The sequence below is a fragment of the Kitasatospora sp. NPDC001309 genome (assembly GCF_042896295.1).
Lineage (GTDB): Bacteria > Actinomycetota > Actinomycetes > Streptomycetales > Streptomycetaceae > Kitasatospora.
Map to the genome: position 1 here is coordinate 221,083 of NZ_JBIAXC010000006.1, position 26,807 is coordinate 247,889.

Annotated in this window: 22 protein-coding genes and 2 tRNA genes; 14 read left to right on the forward strand and 10 right to left on the reverse strand. The window is 73.5% G+C overall.

Annotated elements, in window-relative coordinates; all coding sequences use genetic code 11:
• Nucleotides 1-2: 2 nt before the first annotated feature.
• The 4 genes from ACFY2K_RS08880 to ACFY2K_RS08895 all read left to right on the forward strand — a co-directional run bounded on the left by ACFY2K_RS08880 (nucleotide 3) and on the right by ACFY2K_RS08895 (nucleotide 5,915).
• Nucleotides 3-1,445, forward strand: a complete 1,443-nt coding sequence (locus tag ACFY2K_RS08880; protein WP_387710392.1) for a dihydrolipoamide acetyltransferase family protein — start codon at nucleotides 3-5, stop codon at nucleotides 1,443-1,445.
• A gap of 363 nt (nucleotides 1,446-1,808) precedes the next feature.
• The gene (locus tag ACFY2K_RS08885; RefSeq protein WP_380523796.1) at nucleotides 1,809-3,038 is read left to right on the forward strand and encodes a benzoate/H(+) symporter BenE family transporter; all 1,230 of its coding nucleotides are present in this window, start codon (nucleotides 1,809-1,811) and stop codon (nucleotides 3,036-3,038) included.
• Between the two features lie 192 nt (nucleotides 3,039-3,230).
• The gene (locus tag ACFY2K_RS08890; protein ID WP_380396373.1) at nucleotides 3,231-4,463 is read left to right on the forward strand and encodes a M64 family metallopeptidase; all 1,233 of its coding nucleotides are present in this window, start codon (nucleotides 3,231-3,233) and stop codon (nucleotides 4,461-4,463) included.
• Nucleotides 4,464-4,553: 90 nt separating this feature from the next.
• Nucleotides 4,554-5,915, forward strand: a complete 1,362-nt coding sequence (locus ACFY2K_RS08895) for a nitrate/nitrite transporter (protein WP_387710394.1) — start codon at nucleotides 4,554-4,556, stop codon at nucleotides 5,913-5,915.
• 74 nt (nucleotides 5,916-5,989) lie between these two features.
• On the opposite strand, the gene ACFY2K_RS08900 is transcribed toward ACFY2K_RS08895, so the two are convergent.
• Together ACFY2K_RS08900 and ACFY2K_RS08905 are read right to left on the reverse strand one after the other, a co-directional pair.
• On the reverse strand, nucleotides 5,990-6,817 hold the full coding sequence (locus ACFY2K_RS08900; RefSeq protein WP_380587562.1) for a Bro-N domain-containing protein: 828 nt from the start codon (nucleotides 6,815-6,817) through the stop codon (nucleotides 5,990-5,992).
• Nucleotides 6,818-6,985: 168 nt separating this feature from the next.
• Entirely contained in the window at nucleotides 6,986-7,807 is an 822-nt protein-coding gene (locus ACFY2K_RS08905) for a maleylpyruvate isomerase family mycothiol-dependent enzyme (RefSeq protein ID WP_375882815.1), read from the reverse strand.
• Between the two features lie 173 nt (nucleotides 7,808-7,980).
• Here ACFY2K_RS08905 and ACFY2K_RS08910 point away from each other — a divergent pair, with 173 nt between their 5' ends.
• From ACFY2K_RS08910 to ACFY2K_RS08920, 3 genes are all read left to right on the forward strand, one after another.
• Nucleotides 7,981-8,778 (forward strand): carbon-nitrogen family hydrolase, encoded by a 798-nt coding sequence (locus ACFY2K_RS08910; protein WP_375882812.1) that lies wholly within the window; start codon nucleotides 7,981-7,983, stop codon nucleotides 8,776-8,778.
• A 147-nt stretch (nucleotides 8,779-8,925) separates the two neighbouring features.
• Nucleotides 8,926-9,987, forward strand: coding sequence for a GntR family transcriptional regulator (locus tag ACFY2K_RS08915; RefSeq protein ID WP_380587565.1), 1,062 nt, complete (start codon nucleotides 8,926-8,928; stop codon nucleotides 9,985-9,987).
• Between the two features lie 113 nt (nucleotides 9,988-10,100).
• A complete protein-coding gene (locus tag ACFY2K_RS08920) occupies nucleotides 10,101-10,748 on the forward strand; it encodes a hypothetical protein (RefSeq protein ID WP_375882807.1) in 648 nt (215 codons plus the stop codon).
• A gap of 74 nt (nucleotides 10,749-10,822) precedes the next feature.
• On the opposite strand, the gene ACFY2K_RS08925 is transcribed toward ACFY2K_RS08920, so the two are convergent.
• Nucleotides 10,823-11,608 carry an SLATT domain-containing protein gene (locus ACFY2K_RS08925; RefSeq protein ID WP_375882804.1) on the reverse strand — a complete coding sequence of 262 codons (786 nt, stop codon included), beginning with the start codon at nucleotides 11,606-11,608 and terminating at the stop codon, nucleotides 10,823-10,825.
• 366 nt (nucleotides 11,609-11,974) lie between these two features.
• Between ACFY2K_RS08925 and purD the strand changes: the two genes are divergently transcribed.
• From purD to ACFY2K_RS08945, 4 genes are all read left to right on the forward strand, one after another.
• Nucleotides 11,975-13,222, forward strand: coding sequence for a phosphoribosylamine--glycine ligase (gene purD, locus ACFY2K_RS08930; protein ID WP_375882802.1), 1,248 nt, complete (start codon nucleotides 11,975-11,977; stop codon nucleotides 13,220-13,222).
• Between the two features lie 621 nt (nucleotides 13,223-13,843).
• Nucleotides 13,844-15,424: a hypothetical protein gene (locus ACFY2K_RS08935; protein WP_380523803.1), complete on the forward strand. Its 1,581-nt coding sequence runs from the start codon at nucleotides 13,844-13,846 to the stop codon at nucleotides 15,422-15,424.
• Between the two features lie 364 nt (nucleotides 15,425-15,788).
• The gene (locus ACFY2K_RS08940) at nucleotides 15,789-17,327 is read left to right on the forward strand and encodes a N,N-dimethylformamidase beta subunit family domain-containing protein (protein ID WP_380523806.1); all 1,539 of its coding nucleotides are present in this window, start codon (nucleotides 15,789-15,791) and stop codon (nucleotides 17,325-17,327) included.
• Between the two features lie 133 nt (nucleotides 17,328-17,460).
• Nucleotides 17,461-18,360 (forward strand): phosphoribosylaminoimidazolesuccinocarboxamide synthase, encoded by a 900-nt coding sequence (locus ACFY2K_RS08945; RefSeq protein ID WP_387710398.1) that lies wholly within the window; start codon nucleotides 17,461-17,463, stop codon nucleotides 18,358-18,360.
• 31 nt (nucleotides 18,361-18,391) lie between these two features.
• Here the strand turns inward: ACFY2K_RS08945 and ACFY2K_RS08950 are convergent, their stop codons facing one another.
• The 7 genes from ACFY2K_RS08950 to ACFY2K_RS08980 form a co-directional block, all read right to left on the reverse strand.
• A complete protein-coding gene (locus tag ACFY2K_RS08950; RefSeq protein WP_375882790.1) occupies nucleotides 18,392-19,012 on the reverse strand; it encodes a response regulator in 621 nt (206 codons plus the stop codon).
• Nucleotides 19,013-19,106: 94 nt separating this feature from the next.
• Nucleotides 19,107-20,333 (reverse strand): sensor histidine kinase, encoded by a 1,227-nt coding sequence (locus ACFY2K_RS08955; protein WP_375882787.1) that lies wholly within the window; start codon nucleotides 20,331-20,333, stop codon nucleotides 19,107-19,109.
• Between the two features lie 104 nt (nucleotides 20,334-20,437).
• The gene (locus tag ACFY2K_RS08960; RefSeq protein WP_387710400.1) at nucleotides 20,438-21,265 is read right to left on the reverse strand and encodes an ABC transporter permease; all 828 of its coding nucleotides are present in this window, start codon (nucleotides 21,263-21,265) and stop codon (nucleotides 20,438-20,440) included.
• On the reverse strand, nucleotides 21,262-22,302 hold the full coding sequence (locus tag ACFY2K_RS08965; protein WP_375882781.1) for an ABC transporter ATP-binding protein: 1,041 nt from the start codon (nucleotides 22,300-22,302) through the stop codon (nucleotides 21,262-21,264). The genes ACFY2K_RS08960 and ACFY2K_RS08965 overlap by 4 nt, the downstream gene beginning before the upstream one ends.
• A 172-nt stretch (nucleotides 22,303-22,474) precedes the next feature.
• Nucleotides 22,475-22,550, reverse strand: a tRNA-Gly gene (locus tag ACFY2K_RS08970).
• 40 nt (nucleotides 22,551-22,590) lie between these two features.
• Nucleotides 22,591-22,663 (reverse strand) — tRNA-Gly (locus tag ACFY2K_RS08975).
• A 140-nt stretch (nucleotides 22,664-22,803) separates the two neighbouring features.
• Entirely contained in the window at nucleotides 22,804-23,121 is a 318-nt protein-coding gene (locus ACFY2K_RS08980) for an Lsr2 family protein (RefSeq protein WP_030056585.1), read from the reverse strand.
• A 468-nt stretch (nucleotides 23,122-23,589) separates the two neighbouring features.
• On the opposite strand from ACFY2K_RS08980, the gene purS reads away from it, so the two are divergent.
• Genes purS through purL form a run of 3 tightly spaced genes read left to right on the forward strand, consistent with a single transcriptional unit; the run spans nucleotide 23,590 to nucleotide 26,773 of the window.
• The gene (gene purS / locus ACFY2K_RS08985) at nucleotides 23,590-23,844 is read left to right on the forward strand and encodes a phosphoribosylformylglycinamidine synthase subunit PurS (protein WP_030278336.1); all 255 of its coding nucleotides are present in this window, start codon (nucleotides 23,590-23,592) and stop codon (nucleotides 23,842-23,844) included.
• Nucleotides 23,841-24,518, forward strand: a complete 678-nt coding sequence (gene purQ, locus ACFY2K_RS08990) for a phosphoribosylformylglycinamidine synthase subunit PurQ (RefSeq protein ID WP_375882778.1) — start codon at nucleotides 23,841-23,843, stop codon at nucleotides 24,516-24,518. Before purS ends, purQ begins: the two co-directional genes overlap by 4 nt.
• The gene (purL, locus tag ACFY2K_RS08995; protein ID WP_380523815.1) at nucleotides 24,518-26,773 is read left to right on the forward strand and encodes a phosphoribosylformylglycinamidine synthase subunit PurL; all 2,256 of its coding nucleotides are present in this window, start codon (nucleotides 24,518-24,520) and stop codon (nucleotides 26,771-26,773) included. Before purQ ends, purL begins: the two co-directional genes overlap by 1 nt.
• Nucleotides 26,774-26,807 lie beyond the last annotated feature (34 nt).

The following is a 26,807-nucleotide window of genomic DNA, read 5'->3' on the forward strand; positions in this document are numbered from 1 at the left end:
AGATGACCACCGAAGTTCGCTCGCTCCGCGAGTTCAAGATGCCGGATGTGGGCGAGGGCCTCACCGAGGCCGAGATCCTCAGCTGGTACGTCAAGCCGGGTGACACCGTCACCGACGGGCAGGTCGTGTGCGAGGTGGAGACCGCCAAGGCGGCGGTGGAGCTGCCGATCCCGTTCAACGGGGTCGTCGAGCAGCTCTTCTTCCCCGAGGGCGCGACGGTCGACGTCGGCACCGCGATCATCTCGGTGGCGGTCGCCGGGGAGGCGGGGGCCGCTCCGGCCGCCGCACCCGCCCCGGCGCCCGCTGCCGCCGCGGCCGCGGCTCCGGCCGTCGAGGCCGAGCCGGAGCGGCGGGAGGTGCTGGTCGGGTACGGCCCGCGCACCGGCACCGCCCAGCGCCGGGCCCGGCGGACCACCACGGCCACGGCCACCGCTACGGCGAAGGCCGCGGCTCCGGTCGCTCCGGTCGCCGCCCCGGCTCCGGCCGCGCCCGTCTCGCCGGTCGAACTGCCCGCCGGTGAGCGGCCGTTGGCGAAGCCGCCGGTGCGCAAGCTGGCCAAGGACCTGGGCATCGACCTGCGGTCCGTCACCCCGACCGGTGCGGGCGGGGTGATCACCCGTGAGGACCTGCACGCCCACGCGGCGGCCCAGGCCGCTCCGGCCGCTCCGGTCGCCGAGCCGGTCGTGGCCGAGGCCGTCGAGGCCGTCGGGACCGTGGCGGCCCCGGCGCCGGTGTCCGGTTCGGGCGACGTCCGGGTGCCGATCAAGGGCGTCCGCAAGGCGACCGCGCAGGCGATGGTGGCCTCGGCCTTCACCGCCCCGCACGTCACCGAGTTCGTCCAGGTCGACGTGACCCGCACGATGAAGTTCGTCCGCAAGCTCAAGGAGAGCGGCGAACTGGGCCGGGACGTCCGGGTCAGCCCGCTGCTGCTGGTCGCCAAGGCGCTGCTGGTGGCGATCAAGCGGCACCCGGAGATCAACGCCCAGTGGGACGAGGCGGCCCAGGAGATCGTGGTCAAGGGCCAGGTGAACCTCGGCATCGCCGCGGCCACCCCGCGCGGCCTGATCGTCCCGAACATCAAGGACGCCGGGTCCAAGACCCTTTCGGGCCTGGCCACTTCGCTCGGCGAGCTGGTCGAGACCGCCCGCCAGGGCAAGACCTCGCCGGCCGACATGCAGGGCGGCACGGTCACCATCACCAACGTCGGCGTCTTCGGCGTCGACACCGGCACCCCGATCCTCAACCCGGGCGAGGCGGCCATCCTCGCCTTCGGCGCGGTCCGGGAACTGCCGTGGGTGCACAAGGGCAAGGTGGTCCCGCGCCAGGTCACCACGCTCGCGCTCTCCTTCGACCACCGCCTGGTGGACGGGGAGTTGGGCTCCCGGGTGCTGGCCGACGTGGCCGGGCTGCTGGAGTTCCCGAAGCGCCTGATCACCTGGGGCTGACGCCCCCGGGGAGACGTGACGAAGGGGCCCTGAACCGCACCGCCGTGCGGATCAGGGCCCCTTCCGGCATCCGTCGGTCGACCGACGGACACGACTAGGCCCAGCCGGTGTCGGTGCCGGTGTCGGCGGCGAGGGCGGCGGTACCGGCATTCTTCGTACAACGGGTGATAGCGGACATGCGCATGACGTGACTCCCCAGGGCCGGGTGACTGGTGGTGCGGCGGGCGAGGACGACCGCCCCCCGGCTCCGCCGGTCCCGCTCGCCGCGCCTTCCTTCGTACAGACGCGCATCCCCCGCGGGGGTTGCAGGGGAGTTGGCAGGTTTTCCAGGAGTCTCCGGCCGGGCTTCGGGATACTGCCGGAATGACGGATGAACTGACGATCAGCCCGGAAACGGTGACGAGTGGGGCCGGGGAACGTCGGTCGCTGCGGCGGGACGTGTCGGTGCCGGCCTTGCTGGCGGGGCTGGTCTGCGTCGCGGTGTCGTTCTCCGGGCCGCTGGTGGTCGTGCTCGCGGCGGCCGCCGCCGGGCGGCTGGACCCGGCGCACACCTCCTCCTGGATCTGGGCGGTGGCGATCGGCAGCGGGGTGAGCGGCTTCGCGCTCAGCTGGTGGACCAGGACGCCGGTGATCACCGCCTGGTCCACGCCGGGGGCCGCGCTGCTGGTGACCAGCCTGGGCCACTACCCGTACCGGGAGGCGATCGGGGCGTTCCTGGTGAGCGCGGCCGTGGTGGCGCTGTTCGGGGTGACCGGGTGGTTCGGCCGGCTGATCGCGGCCGTGCCGGTGGGGATCGTGAACGCGATGCTCGCGGGCATCCTGTTCTCCTTCGGCGCCGGGATCTTCGGTGCCGTGCACGGCGCGCCGGTGCTGGTGGTGGGCAGCTTCGCGGCCTTCCTGCTGGCCAAGCGGTTCTCGCCGCGGTACGCCGTGCTGATCGCGCTGGTGGTCGGCGGGGTGCTGGCGGCCCTCACCGTCGGGCTGCCGCTGCACCTGGGCTCGGGCGGGCCGACCGTACCGGTGCTGACCGTGCCGGCCTTCTCCTGGTCGGCCCTGGTGGGGCTGGCGCTGCCGCTCACCATCGTCGCCCTGGCCTCGCAGAACGCGCCCGGGCTCGGGGTGATGCGGGCCTTCGGCTACCGGGCCGACGACCGGCTGCTGATCGGTGCGACCGGGGCGGTGTCGGTGCTGGTGGCGCCGTTCGGCTCGCCCGGGGTGAACCTGGCGGCGATCACGGCGGCGATCTGCTCCGGCCCGGAGGCCCACCCGGACCCGCGCCGCCGCTACGTCGCGGGGATGTCCTCGGGCGTGCTGTACGTGCTGGTGGGCAGCTTCGGCGGGGTGCTGGTGAGCCTGTTCACCGGGCTGCCGAAGGAGCTGATCGCGGTGATCGCCGGGGTCGCGCTGCTGGCCTCGCTGCAGGGCAGCCTGGCGGCGGCGGTCGCGGCGGAGCGCGGGCGGGACGCGGCGGTGGTGACCTTCCTGGCGAGCGCCTCGGGGATGAGCCTGTTCGGCATCGGCTCGGCCTTCTGGGGACTGCTCTTCGGCCTCGGGACGCACCTGCTGCTGGACGTGGGCAAGCGCTCCCGGTGAGCCGCGGGGGAGCCCTCCCGGGATGGACGGGAGCGTCCCCGAGATTGATTGGTATGACAGGTACAACGGGAATCGTTCGGCCAGGTCGGTGACATTTTCTGCGGCCGGTGGGGGCGACACGCCGGTACGGGTACGTCTCCGCTCCACCACCCGGGCGACACCGGGTGACCGGAGCCCCGAGGACGCACCCGTATGCCTGCTGGCAACCCTGGCCGTCTCGTCCGGAGTCTGGCCGCCCTCGTACTGGTGTCCACCGCCGTACTCCCGGCCGCCCTGGAACTCGTCGGCCCCTCGCCGTTCGGCGTGATCGGGGCGGGCGCCCCCGTGGACCGGGCGGTGCCCCCGCACACCGCCCTCCGCGCCGACCGGCGGATGCTCACGGCCGCCCCGACCTTCGACATACGCCGCACCGGGGACCCGACCAACCGGATCACCCTGGTCCTGCTCGGCGACGGCTACACCGCGGACGAGCAGGAGGCGTTCCGGCAGCAGGCCGACAAGGCCTGGCACGCGCTGATGGACATCGAGCCGTTCCGCACCTACCAGGGGTTCTTCAACATACGGCGGGTCGAGGTGGTCTCCCCGATCTCCGGGATAGCCGAGACCGAGAGCCGCGGCCGCCACCCCGCCACCCCGCTGGGCATGCACTTCTGGTGCGAGGGCACCGCCCGGCTGCTCTGCGCCGACGAGGGCGCCACCGCCCGCTACGCCGGGGACAGCACCGGCCCGCAGTACCTGATCGCGCTGGCCAACTCGGTCGAGTACGGCGGCGCCGGGGGCACCGGGGTGACCACCCTGGCCGGGGGCAGCCCGGACGCCGGACGGATCATCCAGCACGAGATCGGCCACACCGTGGGGGACCTCGGCGACGAGTACGACAGCGCCCCGGACGACGCCGACTACCCGAACCTCTCCACCCTCAACGCCGAGGACATGCTCAAGAAGCAGACCAAGTGGTGGCGCTGGCTGGGCGCCGTCTCGCCGGACGGCGCCGGCACCGTCGGGGCGTACCGCAGCGCCAACGGCCTCTACCGGCCCACCCCGGACTCCGTGATGCGGACCCTGGGCAGTGCCTACAACCTGCCCTCCCGCGAGGCGATCGTCCAGGAGCTGTACCGCAAGGTCCGGCCGACCGACGCCCCGTCGCCGCCGCCCGGCGAGGTCGCCGGGCTCCCCCGGCTGGACGTCCGGCCGCTGCCGCTGACCGGCGCCCGGCAGCTGACGGTGGACTGGAAGGTGGACGGCGCCCCGGCCGCCCCGCAGGCCGTCGACGGGGGCCGCCTGGACACCGCGCAGCTGGACCTCGCCCCGGGCCGGACGGCGACCGTGACGGCGACCGTCCGGGACACCACGGACTGGGTGCGGGACGAGGCCTTCCGGGACCGCTACATGACCCGGTCGGTGTCCTGGACGGTCACCGGCTGAGAGCCGGACGGTCGTCGCCGGTCGGGGTTCGCGAGCTCACACCGCGGGGACCTGGGCGTCCAATCATGGGATGACTAGTCTGGACGGACTATGACCGTGGAGCCCGCTCGTCCAGCCGCGTCCCTGTCCGTCCCCGCTCCTCGGTCCGCCGTCGGGCCGCCGACGGCCGGGGCCCCCGTACCGCCCGGCGGCCGGGCAGCCTGGCTGGCCTGGTCCGTCGGCGTCAGCGTCTACGTCCTGGCCGTCATCCACCGCACCAGCCTCGGCGTGGCCGGACTGGACGCCGCCGAGCGCTTCGGCATCGGCGCCTCGGCGCTCTCCACCTTCTCGATCCTCCAGGTGCTGGTCTACGCGGCCATGCAGGTCCCGGTCGGCCTGCTGGTCGACCGGTTCGGGCCGCGCCGGGTGCTGCTGCTCGGCGTACTGCTGCTGAGCGCCGGCCAGCTGGCCTTCGCGTTCAGCTCCTCCTTCGCCCCGGCGCTGGCCTCCCGGGCCGTGCTCGGCTGCGGCGACGCGATGACCTTCATCAGCGTGCTGCGGATCGCCGCCCGGTGGTTCCCGGCGGCGAAGAACCCCTTCGTCGCCCAGCTGACCGGTCTCGCCGGGATGGGCGGCAACCTGGTCACCACCGTGGTGCTCGCCCAGGCGCTGCACAGCGAGGGCTGGACGCCCACCTTCACCGCGATCGCGCTGCTCGGCGTGGCGGTGTTCGCCCTGGTCGCGCTCTTCCTCAAGGAGGCGCCGACGGCCGTACGACCGGTCGACCCGCCGCTCGGCACGCCGGTCGGCACGCCGGTCGCCCGCCCGAAGGTCCGACGGCAGATCCAGGACTGCTGGCGGGAGCCGGGCACCCGGCTGGGCCTGTGGATCCACTTCACCACCCAGTTCCCCGGCAACGCCTTCGGCCTGCTCTGGGGCATGCCCTACCTGATCGAGGCCCAGGGGATGACCCGGGGCGAGGCCGGAGGGCTGCTGACCCTGCTGGTGCTCGCCAACATGGCCTGCGGGTTCCTCTTCGGCCGACTGCTCTCCCGCACCGCCCGGACCCGGATGCCCATCGTGCTCACCGTCATCGCCACCACCGCGCTCGGCTGGGCACTCGTGCTCGCCTGGCCCGGCGGGCACCCGCCGATGTGGCTGCTGGTCGGGATCATCCTGGTGATGGGCAGCAACGGCCCCGCCTCGCTGGTCGGCCTGGACTACGCCCGCACCCGCAACCCGGCCGAACGGCTCGGCACCGCCTCCGGGATCGTCAACATGGGCGGCTTCATCGGCACGATGATCACCCTGTTCGGCATCGGCGTCCTGCTCGACGCCCTCTCCCCGTCCGGCGCCGGGTCCTACTCCGCCGACGCCTTCCGCTGGGCGTTCTGCTGGCAGTACGTGCCGCTCGCGGTGGGGACGGCGATGATCCTGCGGCTCCGGCGGAGGGTCGCGGCGGCGGACGCGTAGGGTTTCTGACCTGCGGAAACGTGATTACCCTAAGGCGAAGTTAGGGTAATCGCGTTTCCGTATGCGGAGCTGGGTCAGCCGCCGTACTCGCGCATCAGCTCGGCGATCTGCGGCGCGGTTCCGTAGATCCGGGCGCCGTGCATCTCCACGGTCAGGGTTCCTTGCCGCGGCACTCGGGTGGGTTCGGTTTTCGCCGCCTTCCGGAGCCGGATCAGGTCCACCAGCTTCAACTTCGGGCATCCCGGGACGATTCGGCTGCCTCGGATGCCGACCCGCTCCCCACCCGGGCAGGCGAAGTACGCACCGAACGGCGGCCCGCTGTCCTCCTCCCGGTCCGGCAGGTGGAGCACCATTTCCCCGTGCCGGCAGTGGACCGTCCCGTCGGAGTGGACGGTCAGGCCGGGCCAGTCGTCATGTTCGATCTCCGCGACGATCCGAACCTGCTGCCCGATCGCCTCGGCGAGGGTCTCCGCCATCCGCCGCTGCTGGGTGGGGATGTCGGTGTCGCCTCGGCGGACGGAGGGGAGCAGCTCTTCAGTGACCCAGTCCCTGAACGGTTTGGAAGTCGTCTTGTTGGACCTCATCAGCAGCGAGTAGAGGCCCGCTTCACTCACCACGCGCAGGAATGGATTCGCGTGGCTATACAGTTTCTGACCTGCGGAAACGTCGCAACTATCACTTTTGGTGATAGTTACCGATCGCATGTCGACGGTGCGGTGCTGACGGTTCTCCAGCCCCTTGACGGCCTGGGCCGCATTGCCTCGCCCCAGGACCCGGCACACGTCCGCCGTGACGAACCACGGCTCCCCGTCGATCATCACGACGCGGATCGGCTGCCCCGTGACCGGGAAGCTCGACCGCACCAGCACCATCTGTTCCTGCGGTTCCTGTTCGTCGTCCATGCGGACGCCCCTCCTTCTTCCGGGTGATGGCAGCGCTGCCCGGTGAAACGAGGCCAAACAGGTGAGGTTGCCGGTGCTGGATTGACGTATGGGTGCACGAGTGGTGCCGACCCGGCGCGCGGTCGTGCGTGTACGCCGGGTGGTGCGCGCGGGGCTCGCCGTAGCGGCTCAGATGGTGACGGAGAAGGTGGCCAGGACCCGTTCGGCCAGTTCCTTGTCGCCCTCGACGCTGACCGGGCCGGGGCGGCCGCGGCCGCAGGCGAGGCGGACGTAGGTCTCCCAGTCCATGGTGAGCTGGACGTCGGGGGCCAGGCTGATCGACTCGTCGACGCTGCCGCGCCCGGTGGCGTCCACCCGGACGGTGCGCAGGAACTCCACCGGGCCGGTCACGTCCAGGACGAGGGCCGTCCCGGCCGGGGCGCCGGCGGTGTGGGCGACGGCCTTGGGCAGCAGCTCCAGCAGGACGTCCCGGGCGATCAGGGCGCCGGGGGAGTCCAGGTTGCCGGGGGCGTCGAGGGCCCGGCGCAGGTCCTGCTCGTGCACCCAGACGTCGAAGGCCCGCATCCGCAGCAGCTGGTGGTACGGCACGTCCGTGGCCAGCGGACCGGCGGGCCAGCGGGCCGGCTCCCCGGGTGTCTGCTTGGCGTTCCGCAGCGCGCGGGAGCGGCGGATGATCGTGTACTCCAGCTCGCTGGTCATCTCCAGCGCGGTGTGGCAGCGGCGCTTGTCGACCGGCAGCTCGACGTAGCGGGCGAAATCGGTGGTCACGTGGCGAAGGTCACGCGGCAGCGAGTGGATCGGGCGGGGGTCGCCGAGCAGCTCGGACTCGACCGCGATCACGTGCGAGACGACGTCGCGGACCGACCAGCCGGGGCACTCGGTGGCCCGGTTCCAGGAGCCTTCGGGGAGGGGGGCGACCAGCTCCGATATGGACTCGATGCTCTGGGTCCACGCCTCCGTGTAAGCCTGCACGGTCTGGTTGTCCGTCACGGGAATCTCCGGCCCTCCGTCAGCTTTCCTACGCTCGGCGCCCGGCCGTCGCGGTCGGCCGGGATGGTCCGGCTTCCGGGCGCACACGCTAACCGCACGTTACGCTGCCGGGAGACAGCTGGGCAGCGCTTTCGGGTGACGATCGTAGGTCTCTTGCCGTGGACGGTGGTACTGTGCGCGCTTCATTGATCCAACTCGCGGTCTCCGACGCCGAGCCGGCCGCCGAACGGCGGGCCCGGGCCGCGTCGCTGGTACGGGCCCAGCAGGGTGCCGACCTGGTGGTCCTGCCGGAGCTGTGGCCGCTCGGCGGCTTCGCCCACGACCTCTGGTCGGACGGTGCGGAGACGCTCGACGGGCCCACCTCGGACGCGATGGCGGCCGCCGCGCGGGCCGCCGGGGTGTGGCTGCACGCCGGTTCGATCGTCGAACGCGATCCGGACGGTCCGATCTACAACACCTCGATGGTGTTCGCCCCGGACGGCGAGCTGGTGCACACCTACCGCAAGATCCACCGCTTCGGCTTCGACAGCGGTGAGGCGGTGGTGATGGGCGCCGGGCAGGAGATCGTCACCGCGCCCACCGAGTTCGGCACCCTGGGCCTGGCCACCTGCTACGACCTGCGCTTCCCGGAGCTGTTCCGGGCGCTGCTGGACGCCGGGGCCCAGTTGCTGGTGGTCCCGGCGGCCTGGCCGGCCAAGCGGCGCGAGCACTGGACGCTGCTGGCCCGGGCCCGGGCGCTGGAGGAGCAGGCCTTCGTGCTGGCCTGCAACACCGCCGGGACGCACGCCGGGGTCGAGCAGGCCGGGCACAGCATCGTGGTGGATCCGTGGGGCCGGGTGCTGGCCGAGGCCGGGCCGGCCGAGGAGGTGCTGACCGTCGAGTTCGACCCGGCCGAGGTGGGTCGGGCGCGCGAGGAGTTCCCGGTGCTGCGGGACCGTCTGCTCGGCATTCCGGCGCCGGTCCAGCGGTAGGCACGGGCGGGGGCACGGGGTCCGGGAGGGTTGGTTCGTACCTGCTCCGGGTCCGTTTGAGAAGATGAGCACTCGTCGTGTTCCCCGCCGCCGGTCGGCCGGTCCGTCGCGGGTCGGTACGGTGGCCCGCCCCAGGAGGTCGCGCGCATGTCCGGCACCGGCGCCGGCGACACCCCCCGCCCCGTCGTCATCCAGCGCAACAGCCTGCGCGAGCAGATCGCCGGCGCGCTCCGCGAGGAGATGATGGCCGGCCGGCTGGAGGCCGGCCGCAACTTCACCGTCAAGGAGATCGCCGAGCTGTACGGCGTCTCCGCGACCCCGGCCCGCGAGGCGCTGGTCGACCTCGGCGCCCAGGGGCTGCTGCGGGCCGAGCACCACCGCGGCTTCACGGTGCCGGAGCTGGGCTGGGAGGACTTCCTGGAGATCTTCGAGGCCAGGGTGCTGCTCACCGACAGCTTCCACCGCCAGTTCGCCACCCGCCGGGCCCTGCCCGACCTCACCCGGCTGCCCTCGCTGAGCCGCCGGGCCGACGCGGCGGTGCGGGCCGCCCGGGCCGGGAACCTGGACGTGATGGTGGGCTGCGACCGCCGGTTCTGGCAGGAGGTCTCCGCCCTGCTCGGCAACCGCCGGATCGCGGAGTACCTGGACTGGCTGCGGGTGCAGTCCTGGATGTTCGCCGCGCGGTACCTGCGGGCGATGCCCACCCTGGGCGGGGTCTGCTGGGACCGCCACCCGGACCTGGTCGAGGCGATCGGGGCCCGCGACCTGCACGGCGCGCACCGGATCATCTGCGAGTACAACCTCTTCACCGTCCGGCTGCTGGCCGGGCTGGCCGGGCGGCCGCTGGAGTCGGTGACGGTGCTCGGGCTGCTCACCGAGGTCGCGGACGGCGAACCGCTGCCCGTCCCGGTGGAGCCGCCCGCGCCGCAGCCGGGGTGGCACCGGCCCCGTCAGCTCCCGGCGGACCGGCCGGCGCCGGACGCCGTGGAGGAGTACGGGGCCGCGCCGGAGCCCGGGACGGCCCGGGGCGGGCGGTCCCGGCGGGGTGACGAGGTCGGCCGCGAACTGGGCCGCGAGCTGGGACTCGGCCTCGGTCTGGTGCCGCAGCCGCGCTGGGTGCCGCACACCAGGTTCGGCCGACGGCTGCCCGAGCCGCCCCCCGAGGCTCCGCAGGGACGGCCCGATCCGCGTCCGGCCCCGGGCCGGTAGGGTGGGCGGGCGTCGGACCGGCCGCCCGCACGGGCCGTCCGGGTACCGACCCCGCCCCCCGTCGTCGCCCCGCCCCGCGGGCGATCCCGCCGTCCGGAGAGGAACTGCCGGCCATGGCCTGCGACCTCTGGCTCGTCCCGTTGGTGGACGTGCTGAGCCACAGCCCCGACAACCCCTTCCGGGACGACCTCGCGCTCTACAACGCGGTGCTCACCTCGCGCGGCCTGCCCGAGGTGCCGGTGTACCAGTTCGTCCCGGGTCTGAGCGGGGCGGTCGAGCCGATAGCCGCCTTCGACTACGACTCGCTGCACTTCCTGCGCCGCGCCTACCTGTTGGGCCTCACCGGCCTGGACATCACCCCGGTCGACGCGCTCGGCAGCGACTACGAGCAGCTGCTGGAGATGTTCGAGAGCAGTGCCGAACAGTCGCACCTGGTCTGGCACTTCGACCACGCCGGCGCCTACGTGCCGATCGAGTTCCCGGCCCCGCTGGTGGACGAGACGCTGCTCGCCGCCGGCGGCCCGCTCGGCTCCAGCCACGGGCTGCTGCGCGAACTGCAAGCCGTGGCACCGGCCCTGGGCATCGACCCGCTCAACCCGCCGAGCCCGACCCGACCGCTCGGCCCGACCGGCCTGGAGCAGCCGTTCGGACCGCCGATCGACGACCTGCACCCCTTCGCCCGGGAGCGGCACGCGTGGTCGGGCCTGTACGCGGCGGCGACCCGGAGCCTCGGCCAGGGCTCGATGATCGTCTTCGCCTGACGCCCCGGCATCGCCTCCGGCTCCGCTCCGCGCCGACCCCAGGCCCCCGATCCCCGGGTGCCAGGCCCGTCCGGCTAGCGCAGCGGGCCCTCCGGCGGCCGCTGACGCGGCATGGTGGGCCTCGTCCCCGGCGGCGGCAGCACCCGCACCTGGGCGCCCACCCCGGGTTCGGTGCGGCCGCCCCAGGTCCCCGCGGACTGGGTGGGCAGCTGGGTCATCGAGGCGCGGAACTCCAGCATCCACTCCGAGGTCTCGGTGCGGACCATGTCCGAGACGTCCTCGCAGAACCGGCGCAGCACGCCCAGGCAGCGCTCGGCGGCCTCGCCCGCGGTGCCCTCGGTCGGGCCGAGCACCTCGCGCACGCACTCCGACGCCCAGTCGAACTGGAAGGCCTCCAGGCGGCGTTGGAGCGCCTGCGCGGTGGAGACGTCCCGCATCCAGCCGGAGGTGAGGCCGAAGACCCGGTCGGTGCCGTAGCAGGCGGCGGAGAGCGCGAAGCCCACGTAGCCCCAGGCGGTGCCGTGGGCGAGCGTGCCGGTGAGGCCGACCAGCGGGGCGGTCACCCCGCTCGCCGCGAAGCCGGCCGACCCGAAGCGCAGCAGGCGCGCCCAGCGGCGCTTCCAGATCCGGTCCCGGCGGTACCACTCGATCGCCTCGACCGCCCGCTCCTCGGACCAGCGGTAGAGCTCCTCCAGCCGCTCCGCGGGCTCGCCCCAGTCCCCGAGCGGGAACTGGCGGGCGCTCAGATCGGTCCGGTACCGGGTGGAGGCCCGCCGGGCCACGGCTGCGGCGGGCTGGTCCTCCTCGCCGATCTCCTTGCCCCAGGCACTCTCCTCGGGCTGCATTTCCGGCTGGCTCACCTGTGGGGCTCCCTGTGGCGGGCGGGCGGCATGGTCTGTCGGCGCATCGGCTGACGCGACGTCCGCCGGTGGTTGTCCAACAGCACTTCTTACCGCCAAATGGCTGACCGCGGGGAGCTTCCCCGGTGATCGTTACCGGTTTCGGCCACCGGAACACGAGGTGGGGCGGTTGCGGGGCCCGGCGAGATTTCACCCGTCCGAGCGAGGCGCCGGTGACCCGCCGTCCTGACCCGGACACCCGGCGCGCATCCGACCCGGCCCGACTTGGAGGATCCTCCAAGCTCATCGGTGTACGGACCGCTTCTCCTGGAGGATCCGACGGGACCGGAGAGCGGCCGGAACAGGCCACCGACTACGCTGCCAGGCGTGAAGGTCCTCGTCATCGGCGGCGGCGCCCGCGAACACGCCCTGTGCCGCTCCCTGTCCCAAGATCCCTCCGTGACCGAGCTGCACTGTGCCCCGGGCAACGCCGGGATCGCCCAGGTGGCGACGGTCCACCCCATCGACCAGTCGGACGGCGCCTCGGTCGCCCGACTCGCCGCGGAACTCGGCGCCGACCTCGTGGTGGTCGGCCCCGAGGCCCCGCTGGTGGCCGGCGTCGCCGACGCCGTCCGCGCGGCCGGCATCCCGGTCTTCGGCCCCTCCGGCGCGGCCGCGCAGCTGGAGGGCTCCAAGGCCTTCGCCAAGGACGTGATGGCCGGCGCCGGCGTGCCCACCGCCCGCTCGTACGTCTGCACCACCGCCGAGGAGGCCGCCGAGGCGCTGGACGCCTTCGGCGCCCCCTATGTGGTCAAGGACGACGGCCTGGCGGCCGGCAAGGGCGTCGTGGTCACCTCCGACCGCGCGGCCGCGCTGGCGCACGCCGCCTCCTGCGAGCGCGTGGTCATCGAGGAGTACCTCGACGGCCCCGAGGTCTCGCTCTTCGCCGTCACCGACGGCACCACCGTGCTGCCGCTGCAGCCCGCGCAGGACTTCAAGCGCGCGCTGGACGGCGACGAGGGCCCCAACACCGGCGGCATGGGTGCCTACTCGCCGCTGCCCTGGGCGCCCGCCGGGCTGGTCCAGGAGGTCCTGGACACCGTCCTGCAGCCGACCGTGGACGAGCTGCGCCGTCGCGGCACCGAGTTCTCCGGCCTGCTGTACGCGGGCCTGGCGCTCACCTCGCGCGGCACCCGGGTGATCGAGTTCAACGCCCGCTTCGGCGACCCGGAGACCCAGGTCGTGCTGGCCCGGCTGCGCACCCCGCTGGCCGGCGTCCTGTTCGCCTCCGCCACCGGCACCCTGGACCAGTTGGAGCCGCTGCGCTGGGACGAGGGCGCGGCCGTCACCGTGGTCGTCGCCTCCGAGGGCTACCCGGCCGCGCCGCGCACCGGCGACCCGATCGAGGGCCTCGCCGAGGCCGAGGCGGACGGCACCGCGTACGTGCTGCACGCCGGGACGAGGGCGGACGGGGACGGCCGGGTGCTCAGCGCCGGCGGCCGCGTCCTGTCGGTCACCGCGACCGGCACCGACCTGGCCGAGGCGCGCGAGCGCGCGTACGCGGCGGTGGAGCGGATCTCCCTCAAGGGCGGCCAGCACCGCACCGACATCGCGCTCAAGGCGGCCAACGGCTGACGCCACCGCGACCCCGGCGGCCCCCGTGCGAACCCTTCGCGCGGGGGCCGCGGCCGTGCCGGGCCCGCGGGCGGGCGCCGAAGCGTGGCCGAAGCGGGGCCGAACAACCCGCAGGGCGCAGCGCCCGGGGCGTTTCCGGGGTCGGAGCGTTTCCGGGGTCCGACGCACCGATCGGCGGGCGGATTCCAGCCCATCGGGTGACAGCACCCGCATCCGGCTGACGTAACCCGGCGCCCGGCCTTATGGTGCGCTGGATCGCCGTGCGACGGTGCCGTGCGCCGGGGTCGCCGCCGGGTAGCGGCGCGCCCGCGGGGGGATGCTGGACGGCGATCGGCCGGGTGGTCGCCCGGTGCTTCGCACCGGACCGGTAGCGGCCCCCGGGCGGCGTCGCCGGACCGACCGCGGCGTCACCGCGACGACCGGGCGGTGTCACCGGGACGAGTGGAAACCGGGGCGATCCGGAACGCCCGCCCGGACCGGGGCGTCGAAAATGTCAGTAGCGCCACACAGCATGCACTGCCGGGATCGGACGCCTCCGCTTCCCGGTCGGAACTGATCGTTTCGAGTCGCCTCAGGGCCCGTGGCGGGTGCCCGAGGGCTCCGAAGGGGGTGCCGCACCGTATGGCCGTCGACACCGCGCGCGCTCACGCCCAAGCGGTCCTGCGGATCCGGGGCCTCGCCCTGGCCGTGGCCGTCCTGCCCGCCGCCGTGGCGGTGGTCCTGCTCGCGGGCCGGTTCACCGGCCGGATCGGGGCCGCCGGCTCCTCCGACGCCGCCGGCTGGGACGCCGTCCGGTGGGTGGTCTGCGCGGTCGCCGCGCTGACCCTGCTGGTGGCCGGGCTGACCGCCCGGGCACTGCGCCGGGCCGTCCCGCCGCAGATCCCGGCGGTGCCGGTCGAGCGGGCCGGCGCCCCCGAGCTGTACCGGCTGATCGACGAACTGGCCGAGCGGCTGGACGTCCCGGCCCCGTCGGCGGTGGCGCTCACCCCGGACTGCGACAGCTGGCTGGAGGACGTCGCCCCGCCGCGCCGCCCCCACCCGCTGCGGCCGCACCCCTCGCCCGCCGCGCCGGTCCTGGTGATCGGCTCGCCGTTCCTGTGGTGGATGCGGTCCGGCGAGCTGCGCGCCCTGCTCGCCCCCGTGGTGGCCGGCACCGCCGCCTCCGCCGACCCCGAGATCGCCGCCGCCCGCCGCTTCCTGCGCGCCCTGGACGCCTGTCTGGACTCCGGTCCGGCCGCGGCGCCCGGTCTCGGCGGCGGCACCCTGACCGTCCCGCCGGCCCCGCCCCGCCGGGGCCCGGCCCGGCTCGCCGACCGGATCACCCGGCGGATCGCCCGCCGGCTGCTGGGCGCCTGCCGCGGCCACTCCGCCGAGCTGGAGCGGTCCGTCGCGGGCTGGGCCTCCGAGCAGGCCAGGACGGTCGACTACGGCCTGCGGATCGCCGCCCAGGAGCAGGTCGGCCTGGCCTACGCCGGCTGGGACCGGCTGCTCACCCGGGTCGCGCTGCCCGCCTGGCGGCTCGGCCGCCACCCCGCGCACCTGAACGCCGGCGTGGTCGCCGCGCTCACCGAGCTGTCCCGCCGCGACCGGCTGGCCGACGGTTACGGCACCCGGCTCGGCGACCGCCCGGCCTGCGACCTGTTGGAGGAGCCCGGCGCGGTGGACCGCGCGGTCTCCCGGCTGGCCGCCGAGCTGTTCTTCGGCCGCCCGGCGGCCGGGACCTGGCACGAGCTGGAGTGGGTCGACTACCCGGCCGAGGTGGTGGACGCCGGCTGGCGGGCCAGGGCCGCCGCCCTGCAGTCCGCCCTGGACCGGCTCGCCCCGCAGTCCCGCCCGGGCGCCCCGACCCTCACCCGGCTGCTGGCCCGGCTGGCCGAGGGCGACGGCGAGCGGCTGGCCGCCGCCCTGGCCGCCCAGCTCGCCCGCACCACCACCCCGGCCCCGCTGCTGGAGCCCGACCGCACCGGCCGCGACCTGCTGGTCGACCACGTCACCGCGATGGTCTGCTGCGCCGCCGTGGACACCGCGGGCGGCGCCCCCGGCCTGGACTGGCTGGACGGCCCGGTGCTGCTGCTCGGCGGGGTCCGCCGCACGGACCTGGCCGGCCCGGTCGCCCAGGCGGTGGAGCAGGGCCAGGACGGGCCGCTGCGCGCCTGGCTGGACGCCGCCGAGGTGCGCCTGGAGAAGCCCGTCCGCCTCTGAGGCCCCGGGAGGCCCCGACCGCCCCGGGGCGGCGCTCGGCCCCCGGCACGCGCCCCCGGGGCCCCCGGCCGCCGGCCGTCTCCGCAGGCCGGAGGCCCTGTCCCGGCGGAGCGGAAGATTCCCGACACCAATTGCTACCGTGGGGTGACGGAGCGCCAGCACTGTGTGGTGTATTAGACCGCACGCACATCCGGGGGGCACGTGCCAACCGGGCCTCGGGAGCCGAAGGCGCGCCGGTGTCGAAAGCGACGAGCGACGAGCGACGAGCGAGGGCAGCGAGCGCCGGAGCGAGGAACGTCGACACCGGATCGGGAGCGGCCGGAGGCGAGCGAGGGATTCGCGGAAGTGCACCTGGGAGGGGCGCGTGGGGACCGAACTCAACGGCCGCTGGGAGTCGGGCACGCACGCTTACAGCGTCTCCGACCCTTTCGGCCAGGGCCCGCTGCCCTGGCTGCGCAGCCCCGACCAGTACCTCGCCGGGGCCGAGGGCGCGGTGCCCTGGTACGTCTCGGTGGACGCGCCCGGCCAGCAGCCGCTGTCGGCGGGGGTGCGGCCCAAGCCGCCGGTCGGCACCCCGCAGAGCTCCAACGACGTGGACCAGCAGATCAAGGGCTTCGCCTCGGCGGGGGTGATCCGCCCCGGCGGCTCGGTGGACTTCCGGGTCACCGTCAACCCGCCGCGCGAGTTCACCGTGGACGTCTACCGGATCGGCCACTACGGCGGCGACGGCGCCCGCCACATGACGTCCAGTCCGCTGATCTCCGGTCTGGCCCAGCCCGCGCCGCTGGTGGTCGAGCGGACGGTCTCCTGCCACCACTGGTGGCACTCCTGGCGGTTGCAGGTCCCGCCGCACTGGCAGCCCGGCGCGTACGTGGCCGTGCTGACCACCGCGGACATGCTGCACCGCAGTCACATCCCGTTCACCGTGCGGGACGTCGCCGAGCAGGGGCGGAGGGCCGAACTGCTGCTGGTGGTCCCGGACGTGACCTGGCAGGCGTACAACCTGTTCCCCGAGGACGGCCGGACCGGTGCCAGCCTGTACCACGCCTGGGACGGCCGGGGCGGCCTGGTCGGCGAGCCCGAGGCGGCCGTCACCGTCTCCTTCGACCGCCCGCACGCCACCGCCGGGCTGCCGCTGCACGTCGGCCACGCGTACGACTTCATCCGCTGGGCCGAGCGCTACGGCTACGACCTCTCCTACGCCACCGCGACCGACCTGCACGCCGGGCTGGTCGACCCGGGCGAGCACCGCGCGCTGGTCTTCCCCGGCCACGACGAGTACTGGTCCGAGCCGATGCGCCGGGCCGCCGAGCGGGCCCGGGACGGCGGCACCTCGCTGGTCTTCCTGTCCGCCAACACCATGTACTGGCGGGTGGAGCTGACCGCCGCCGCCTCCGGCGAACCGAACCGGCTGCTCAACTGCCGCAAGCGGCAGAAGGTCGGGCCGGGCAGCCCGGCCGCCGGGGTGCCCGGCGCGGCCAGCGCGCTCTGGCGGGACGCCGGGGAGCCCGAGCAGCACCTGCTGGGCGTGCAGTACTCGGGCCGGGTCGCCGCGCCCGTGCCGCTGGTCGCCCGGCACACCGCGCACTGGCTCTGGGACGGCACCGGGCTGCAGGAGGGCGACGAGCTGCCCGGACTGGTCGCGGGGGAGGCCGACCGGTACTACCCGAAGGTCGCGCTGCCCGAGCACACCGAGCGGGTGTTGCTGGCCCACTCGCCGTACCGGGACCTGGCCGGCCGCACCCGCTACCAGGAGACCTCGCTGTACCGGGCGCCCAGCGGCGCCTACGTCTTCGCGGCCGGTACCTTCGCCTGGTCGCCCGCCCTCGGCCGCCCCGGGCTCACCGACGAACGGGTCCAGCGGGCCACCGCCAACCTGCTGGACCGCCTCTGCAAGAACTGAGTCCGGGCCGCGTGGGAACCGAGCCCCGGGCTCCCCGGGAGCCCGGTCGGGCGGGCGTGAAAGACTGCGGGGGCAGTGACCTCCCCTTTCGCGGTGCCCCACGCCCGTGAACGACCCCTGAGGACTGAACACCTTGAGCGGATTTGTCACCAAGCCCGAGCCGGTCCAGGTACCCGGCCTGGTCCACCTGCACACCGGCAAGGTGCGCGACCTGTACCGCACCGGGTCGGGCGAGCTGGTGATGGTGGCCAGCGACCGGATGTCCGCCCACGACTGGGTGCTGCCGAACGAGATCCCGGACAAGGGCCGGGTGCTCACCCAGCTCTCGCTCTGGTGGTTCGAGCGGATCGCCGACATCGTCCCCAACCACGTGATCTCCACCGAGGTCCCGGCCGGCGCCCCCGCCGACTGGAAGGGCCGCACGCTGATCTGCAAGAGCCTGGACATGATCCCGGTGGAGGCGGTCGCCCGCGGCTACCTGGCCGGCTCCGGCCTGACCGAGTACGAGGAGAGCCGCACGGTCTGCGGCATCGCCCTGCCGGAGGGCCTGGAGAACAGCTCCGAGCTGCCCGCCCCGATCTACACCCCGGCCCTCAAGGCCGAGGTCGGCGAGCACGACGAGAACGTCCCGTACGAGGAGACCGCCCGCCGGATCGGCGCCGAGCTGGCCAACCAGGTCCGCCGCACCACCCTGGACGTCTACGCCCGCGCCCGCGACATCGCCCGCGCCCGCGGCATCATCCTGGCCGACACCAAGTTCGAGTTCGGCCTGCTGGACGGCGAGCTGATCATCGGCGACGAGGTGCTCACCCCGGACTCCTCCCGCTACTGGCCGGCCGACGAGTACCGGCCGGGCCGCTCGCAGGCGTCCTTCGACAAGCAGCTGATCCGCGACTGGCTGGTCTCCCCTGCCTCCGGCTGGGACCGCTACAGCGAGCAGCCGCCGCCGGAGCTGCCCGCCGAGCTGGTCGAGCGGACCCGGGCCAAGTACATCGAGGTGTACGAGCGGCTGACCGCCACCAGCTGGGTCTGAGCCCCTCCGCCGCCCGCGAGCACCGGATCCGTCAGATCCAGCCGTGCTCGCGGGCGATCCGCACCGCCGCGTGCCGGTTCTCGGCGCCCAACTTGGTGGCCGCCGAGGACAGGTAGTTGCGCACGGTGCCCTGGGACAGTCCGGCCCGCCCGGCGATCTCCGCGATCGGGGTGCCGTCCGCGGCCAGTTCCAGGACGTCCGTCTCGCGCGGGGTCAGCGGGGTCTCCCCGGCGCTGATCGCGTCCGCCGCCAGCTCCGGGTCCACGTACCGGCCGCCGGAGAGCACGGTGCGGATGATGCCGGCCAGGTCGGCCGCCGAGACGGTCTTCGGCAGGAAGCCGCGCACCCCGACCTCCAGCGCCCGCTTGAGGTAGCCGGGGCGGCCGTGGCCGGTGACGATCATGCAGCGGCAGTCCGGCAGCACCTGGCGCAGCTCGGTGGCCACCTCGATGCCGTCCTTGCCGGGCATCTGGAGGTCCAGCACCGCGACGTCCGGCCGGTGCGCCCGGGCCATCGCCAGCGCCTCCGGGCCGGAGCCGGCCTGGGCGACCACCTCGATGTCCTCCTCCAGCGAGAGCAGCGCGGCCATGGCGCCGCGGATCAGGTGCTCGTCGTCGGCGAGCAGGACGCGCACGGGCGGGGTGTCGGTCATCGGACGGCCTTCCTCGGCAGCGGGGCCCGCGGTGGCGGGGGATCCGCGGGGGCAGCGGGACCCGCAGTGGGAGCGGGATCCGCGGTGGCAGGGGTCAGAGCGGTACGGCGGCGAGCATCCGGAAGGTGCCCGGCACGGCCGTCGGGACGGTCAGTTCGCCGTCGTGGGCGGCCAGCCGCTCGCGCAGGCCGCGCAGCCCGGTTCCGGCGCCCTGGGAGGGCAGCGGGACCTCCGGCACGCCGTCGTTCTCCAGTTCCAGCACCGCCCGGCCGTCCTCCCGCCGCAGCCGGATCCGGCAGTGGGCGGCCTCGCTGTGCCGCAGCACGTTGGTGGTGGCCTCGCGGATCACCCAGCCGAGCACCGACTGCACCGGCAGCGGCAGCCCGTCGGCGTTCTCGCCGAGGTCGATCTCGCAGGCGATGTCGGCGGAGCGCAGTACGGCCCGGGCGCCGATCGCCTCGGCGCGCAGGTCGGCGGTGCGGTAGCCGCGGACGACGTCCCGGACCTCGCGCTGCGACTCCTGGGCGATCCGCTGCACCTCGGACATCTGCTCGGCGGCCTCCGGGCGCCCGCGCTTGGCGAGTTGGACGGCGAGCTCGCTCTTCAAGGCGATGGTGGTGAGGTTGCGGCCCATCACGTCGTGCAGGTCGCGGGAGAAGCGCAGCCGCTCCTCGGCGACGGCCAGCCGGGACTGCGCCTCGCGGGCGGTGTCCAGTTCCCAGACGACGGCGGTCACCCACGCGGCGCTGCGGCAGCTGCCGATCAGCACGAAGGTGCCGATGACCGCGCCGACCACCCACCCCGCGGTGGTGAGGAGGTTGATGCCGGCCAGCAGCATCGCGGGAGCGACCGCGAGCGGCGCGGCGACCGCGCCGACGAAGGCCCAGCGCACCGGCAGGCCCACCCCGGCCGGTCCGGTGGCCCCGCCCACCAGGGCGGCGGCGATCACGGTGGTGAACGGCGCGCCGGGATTCGGTGACAGGCTGTCGGAGGACGGCCCGAGCAGCAGCAGGGCCCAGGAGCCCCCGACCGCGAGCGCGGCGTTGACGGCCAGCCAGCGGCGGTGGGGGCTGGGCCGTCCCAGGTAGTGGTCGAGGGAGGTGCGGTAGGCCCGGATGGTGACCAGGACCGAGGCGAGGGAGAGCACCAGGGCGACCCGGGCGAGGGAGGCCGAGCCCGTGATCCGTACCGAGGAGGCACTGGCCAGCAGGTTCACCGGCAGCCCGATCCACGCGACCAGGTAGAGCGACCAGCGGAAGTACAGCTCGGCGCGTTGCGGCTTGCCGTAGCCCTTCCAGCGGCGGATCGGCCCCCGGACCATCGCAGTGCCCCCGTCCGAGTCACGATCGTGTCGCTGTCTTCATATCAGAGGCGGGCCGGGGGCGGGTCCTTCGGTTTCCCGTTCGTCCTGGTCGTTCGCCCTGGTCAGCGGCGCGGTTCCCAGCGGAAGTAGCGGACCGCGCCCCAGATCGCGAGGCCCAGCCAGACCGTGCCGGTGACCAGGTGCGGGGCGGCGGCGTCCCAGCTGCCCAGGAAGCCGGTCGGGGCGGCCGAGCCGTCGGTGCCGAACCAGCCGACCCGGATCAGCTGGAAGGCCGGGGTGGTCGGCAGCAGCCGGCAGACGTCGGCCAGCTGGGAGGGCATCACCTCCAGCGGGACGAACAGGCCGGAGCCGAACTGCATGACCAGCATGACCGGCAGGGTGGTGATGCCCGCGCTCTCCACGGTCTTGGTGAAGGCGCTGGACAGCGCGGCCAGGGCGATCATGGTGGCCAGCGTGAGCACCAGGCCGACCAGCATCAGCAGCGGGTTGACCGGCACCGCCAGGTGCAGGCCGAGGCTCCCGCCGACCCCGATCAGGGCGGCCATCAGCAGGCCGAGGGTGAGCGAGGGGACGCCGGTGCCGAGCAGGATCTCCAGGTCCCGGGCCTCGCCGGTGCGCAGCCGCTTGAGCACCAGCTCGCCGCGCCGACCGACGTACGCGGCGGTCAGGTTGTAGTACACGACGAAGGCCAGGACCATCCCGACCGAGCCGTAGACCAGCATCGAGTCGATGTCCAGGCCGGGGGTGTTCTCGGCCTGCTGCTTGAGGATGCTGCGCAGCGAGCCGATCAGCACCACCGGCAGCACCACGGCGGTGAACAGGGCGGTGCGGTTGCGCAGCAGCAGGGTGGCCTCGGCGCGGCCGAGGGCGAGCAGGCGGCCGGCGGTGGTGCTCGGGGCACCCGTGGCGGAGGTGGCTGCGGTGGTCATCGGGCGGATCCGATCAGGCGGCGGCGGGCGGGACGGGTGGGGGCGGCGGGCCCCGCGGGCGGTGTGGCGCCGGGCGGGGCCTGGTGGGCGGCCTCGGAGGCGATGGCGAGGAAGGCCTCCTCCAGCGAGGCGCTGCGGGCGTCCAGGGCGCCGAGCGCGATCCCGTGGTGGCGGGCCCAGCCGAGCAGGTCGGTGAGGGTGTCCTGGAGGCAGGTGCTCTGCACGGTGACCTTGCGGCCGTCGACGGTGACCTCGGCGCCGGCCAGGACGGGCAGCGCGGCCCCGGCCCGCCCGTGGTCGAGCAGCTCGGGGAGCTCGAAGGTGATCCGGGAGGGCCGGCCGGCGATCACCTCGGCGACGGTGCCGGTGGTGACGACCCGGCCGCCGTGCATGATGGCCAGTCGGTCGGCGAGCTCCTCGGCCTCCTCCAGGTAGTGGGTGGTGAGCAGCACCGTGGTGCCCTGGGCGCGCAGTTCGCGGACCAGCCGCCACACGGCGGCGCGCGCCTCCGGGTCGAGGCCGGTGCTGGGCTCGTCCAGGAACAGCACCTCGGGGCGGCCGAGCAGGGCCATCGCGAGGTCGAGCCGGCGCCGTTCGCCGCCGGACAGCTGCTTGACCCGGACGTCGGCGCGGTGGCCGAGGCCGACCAGCTCCAGCGCCTCCGCCACCGGGCGGGCGCCGCTGGTCATCCCGGCCCAGGTGCGGCCGGTCTCGGCGGCGGTGAGCTCGCCGGGGAAGCCGCCCTCCTGGAGCATGATGCCGATCCGCGGCCGGACGGCGGCGCGCTCCGCGAAGGGGTCGTGGCCGAGCACCCGTACGCTGCCGGCGCCGGGAGCGGCCAGGCCCTCGATGACCTCCATGGTGGAGGTCTTGCCGGCGCCGTTGGTGCCGAGCAGGGCGAACAGCTCACCGCGGCCGACGGTCAGGTCGACGCCACGGACGGCGTGGTACGCGGCGGCGCCGGTGCCGTAGTGGCGGTGCAGGTCGGTGACCTCGATCACGCTGTCGCCGGGGCGGGCGGGCTGGCTCTTTTCCATGCCCCAAGCCTTCCGCCGCCGGGGCCTTCCGGGCAGTGCGGGCCGTCATCGGTCCGTGCTGCGGATCCACGGGTCGGCGATGACAAATGTCATGGGGAGGAGCGGGGGAGGAGCACGGGAGAACGTGCGGGAATACGCCGAAGGCCCCCTCGATCCGAGGGGGCCTTCGCTCTGGAGCGGACGACGAGATTCGAACTCGCGACCCTCACCTTGGCAAGGTGATGCTCTACCAACTGAGCTACGTCCGCATGGTCAGACTATTGAGTTGTGCTGTGCTCGCACACTGCGAGCGGACGACGAGATTCGAACTCGCGACCCTCACCTTGGCAAGGTGATGCTCTACCAACTGAGCTACGTCCGCATGGTGCCTGGTGGGCACCTGCCGCCTCTTTGGATCTCTCCGTTGCGGCGACGAGGAATACTCTACAGCATCGTTCGAGGTGGTCGCCCCACCCTTTCGGTCCAGGCGGGCGGGGCGACCTGGGGCGTGCCCCGACGGGGTCAGTTCGCTTCGGCGAACGCCTCGTAGACGTGCTTGGGGATGCGACCGCGGGCCGGGAGTTCCATGCCGCGCGACAGGGCCCAGGCGCGCACGGCGGCCGGGTCCGGGGTGAGCGCGGTGCGGCGGAAGGACTTTCCGGTGCGGCTCTGCCGACGGCCGGCCGCGACGAACGGAGCGAGGGCCTCCCGCAGCTTTTCCGCGTTGTCCACGGACAGGTCGATCTCGTACGACTTCCCGTCGACACCGAAGTGGACGGTTTCCGCTGCGGCACCGCCGTCCAGGTCGTCGGAGAGCGTGACAACTACACGCTGAGCCATGGGTGTCAATCCTCTCGGGCAATTCGGCCGCCGGTTCGCGGAGTGCGCCCGCCGGCCTGATGTGCACCCACTCGCGCAAGCGCATACGGGCAGGCCTGGTGGCCCGCCGGATACGCAGCACTTGCCGCGACAGGTGGCCCTATTCTGCACCCGAAGGGGGTCGAAATCGAAGAGTTCGGCATTCTTTTCCGGATATTCACGAGTCTTCGCGGCACTGCCGGATACCGGAGTGCGGGACGGGAGGATCTGTCCCCAAGTGCCGTATTCGGGTGTTCTTCGGGCAGCGCGGTTCGGGGCCCCGAATCCCGGGAAACGGGGCCGCCCGGGCGGGGGGTGGGGGCGTCGGATCCCTTGTGGCGTAAGGGGCCTGGGTCTACGCGCGTCACCCGCCCCGGCCAGCAATCCTGCCCCGAACGGCCGGTAGTCTGGAGTTCCCCCGCCTCACCGAAGACACCACCGGGAGTGCCAGTGGCACGCGTCGTAGTCGACGTCATGCTCAAGCCGGAGATCCTCGACCCCCAGGGCCAGGCGGTGCAGCGTGCACTGCCCCGTCTCGGATTCACCGGGATCGCCGACGTCCGCCAGGGCAAGCGTTTCGAGCTGGAGCTGGAGGGTCCGGTCGACGACGCCGCGCTCGCCCGTATCCGCGAAGCCGCCGAGACCTTTCTCGCCAACACCGTGATCGAGGACTTCACCGTCCGGGTCGAGGAGGCGGCGAAGTGACCACCCGCGTAGGCGTCGTCACTTTCCCCGGTTCCCTCGACGACCGCGACGCCCAGCGCGCGGTCCGCCTGGCCGGCGCGGAGCCGGTCGCCCTCTGGCACCGTGACAAGGATCTCCACCAGGTCGACGCCGTCGTCCTGCCGGGCGGATTCAGTTACGGCGACTATCTGCGCTGCGGCGCGATCTCCCGCTTCTCGCCGGTGATGGAGACCGTCATCGAGCAGGCCCGGCTCGGAATGCCGGTGCTCGGTATCTGCAACGGCTTCCAGGTGCTGTGCGAATCGCACCTGCTGCCCGGCGCGCTCACCCGGAACGACTCGCTGCACTTCATCTGCCGCGACCAGAAGCTCCGGATCGAGAACGCGGGCACCGCCTGGACCGGGGATTACTCGGTGGGCCAGGAAATCGTCGTCCCGCTCAAGAACGGCGAGGGCCGCTTCGTCGCCGAGGCCCACGTCCTGGACGAGCTGGAGGCCGAGGGCCGGGTCGTGGCCCGATACCTCGACGTCAACCCGAACGGTTCGTACCGCGACATCGCCGGCATCACCAACGCCGCCGGCAATGTCGTCGGCCTGATGCCGCACCCGGAGCACGCCGTGGAGCCGCTCACCGGTCCGACCACCGAGGGACTGGGCTTCTTCACTTCCGTCCTCAAGCAGCTGGTGAACGCCTGATGAGCCTCGACACCGTCAAGAACGCCGAGCAGACCCCGGACGCCGCCCAGCCGTGGGCCGAACTCGGCCTCAAGCAGGACGAGTACGCGCGCATCCGGGAGATTCTCGGCCGCCGCCCGACCGGCGCCGAACTCGCGATGTACTCGGTCATGTGGTCCGAGCACTGTTCGTACAAGAGCAGCAAGGTCCACCTCAAGCAGTTCGGCGAGAAGAAGCCGGATTCGGACGCGATGCTCGTCGGCATCGGCGAGAACGCCGGTGTGGTCGACGTCGGCCAGGGCTACGCGGTGACCTTCAAGGTCGAGTCGCACAACCACCCGTCGTACATCGAGCCCTACCAGGGCGCGGCCACCGGCATCGGCGGCATCGTGCGCGACATCCTGGCGATGGGCGCCCGCCCGGTCGCCGTGATGGACCCGCTGCGCTTCGGTGCGGCCGACCACCCGGACACCCGGCGCGTGCTGCCCGGCATCGTCGCGGGCATCGGCGGCTACGGCAACTGCCTGGGCCTGCCGAACATCGGCGGCGAGGTCGTCTTCGACTCCTGCTACCAGGGCAACCCGCTGGTCAACGCGCTGTGCGTGGGCGTCATGAAGCACGAGGACATCCACCTCGCGCAGGCCTCCGGCGCCGGCAACAAGGTCATCCTGTACGGCGCCCGCACCGGCGGCGACGGCATCGGCGGCGTCTCGGTGCTGGCCTCCGAGACCTTCGACGACACCAAGCCGACCAAGCGCCCCGCCGTCCAGGTCGGTGACCCGTTCCAGGAGAAGCTCCTGATCGAGTGCACCCTGGAGATCTTCCGGGAGAAGCTCGTCAAGGGCATCCAGGACCTCGGCGGCGCCGGCCTGTCCTGCGCCACCAGCGAGCTGGCCTCGGCCGGCTCCGGCGGCATGCGGATCGACCTCGACACCGTGCACCTGCGCGACCACACGCTCTCGCCGGAGGAGATCCTCATGAGCGAGTCGCAGGAGCGCATGTGCGCGATCGTCGAGCCCGACAAGGTCGCCCGCTTCCTGGAGATCTGCGAGAAGTGGGACGTCATCGCCAACGTCATCGGCGAGGTGACCGACGGCGAGCGCCTGGAGATCTTCTGGCACGGTGAGCTCGTGGTCGACGTGCCCCCGCGCACCGTCGCCCACGACGGCCCGGTCTACCAGCGCCCCTACGCCCGCCCGAGCTGGCAGGACGCGCTCCAGGCCGACGCCCCCACCGCCGAGCGGCTGGCCCGCCCGACCACCGGCGAGGGCCTCAAGGCCGACCTGCTCAAGGTCGCGAGCCACCCGAACCAGGCCTCCAAGTCCTGGATCACCGACCAGTACGACCGCTACGTGCTCGGCAACACCGTGCTCTCGCACGGCGAGGACTCGGGCATGATCCGGATCGACGACGAGACCAACCTCGGCGTCTCGGTCGCCACCGACGGCAACGGCCGCTACGCCAAGCTGGACCCGTACACCGGAGCCCAGCTGGCCCTGGTCGAGGCCTACCGCAACGTCGCGGCCGGCGGTGCCAAGCCGCTCGCGGTCTCCGACTGCCTCAACTTCGGCTCCCCCGAGGACCCGGACGTGATGTGGCAGTTCGCCGAGGCCACCCGCGGCCTGGCCGACGCCTGCCTGGTGCTCGGCACCCCGGTCACCGGCGGCAACGTCTCGCTGTACAACCAGACCGGCGAGGTCGCCATCCACCCGACCCCCGTGGTCGCGGTGCTCGGCGTCATCGACGACGTCACCCGGCGCACCCCGGTCGCCTTCGCCGAGGAGGGGCAGCTGCTCTACCTGCTCGGCGACACGGCGGACGAACTCGGCGGCTCGGCCTGGTCGCAGGTCGTCCACGACCACCTCGGCGGCCTGCCGCCCGCGGTGGACCTGGAGCGCGAGCGGCTGCTCGGCGACATCCTGATCGCCGCCTCGCGCGACGGCATGATCGACGCCGCGCACGACCTCTCCGACGGCGGCCTCGGCCAGGCGCTCGTGGAGAGCTGCCTCAAGGGCGGTCACGGCGCCCGGATCGTCGTGCCCGAGGGCACCGACCCGTTCGTCCTGCTGTTCTCGGAGTCGGCCGGCCGCGCCGTCGTGGCGGTGCCGCGCAGCGAGGAGCTCCGCTTCAACGACATGTGCACCGCGCGTGGCCTGCCGGCCACCCGGATCGGTGTCGTGGACGGCGACAGCCTCGACGTCCAGGGGCAGTTCAGCGTCACGCTGGCCGAGTTGAAGGACGCCCACACCGGCGTCATCGAGGCCCTGCTGGCCTGACCGGCGATTGTCGAGGGGCGGACGGTTCAGTCGA